This window comes from Mesorhizobium sp. BHbdii (assembly GCF_053848045.1).
Map to the genome: position 1 here is coordinate 1 of NZ_JBSPKX010000120.1, position 533 is coordinate 533.

Below are 533 nucleotides of genomic sequence, written 5' to 3' on the forward strand. Positions count from 1 at the left end.
CGCGGTGCACCACCATATCGCCGACAACGCCAATTTCGGCGTGACGTCGCTGTTGTGGGACCGGGTTTTCGGCACGGCGCGGTTTTGAGGCGTCTCCCGATCCCGGCTCGCACGGCAATTTCGCATTTTCTTGGCAAGCCATGAGGGACGGACGCTCCCGCACTCACAGTTCCTTCTCCGCCAGCTCCCTGAATTCGTCGGGCACCGAGCGCGCCGCTTCCAGCGCCACCGTGCCGTAGCCGACCGCCTGTTTGCCAAAACGTTCGCGGATCTTGTCGATGGCGCGGTCGGCACCAAAGCGGGCGAGGCCTTTTTTGCTACCGGGCCGGCGCTTCTCGTCGGCGAGGCCGAGCGGCAGGTCGAGCTGCAACTCCGTGCTCTCCCAGAGATGCGAGACCGAGATCGCCAGCAGCGAGATCGTCTTTTCCCGTGGATGGTCGGCGAGCACGCCGCGCACCAGGTCGCCGGCGATCTCGGCCAGTAGGGTGGTCGCCGAGATCGGCTGGTCGAGCGTGATCGAGCGCGAAACAGTG

General features: G+C 65.5%; 1 protein-coding gene. It reads right to left on the reverse strand.

Annotation, left to right across the window (positions count from 1 at the left end; translation table 11 throughout):
* Window positions 1-163: 163 nt before the first annotated feature.
* A partial coding sequence (locus tag ACWTU8_RS32170; protein ID WP_455851296.1) for a DinB/UmuC family translesion DNA polymerase occupies window positions 164-533 on the reverse strand: 370 nt, incomplete at its 5' end.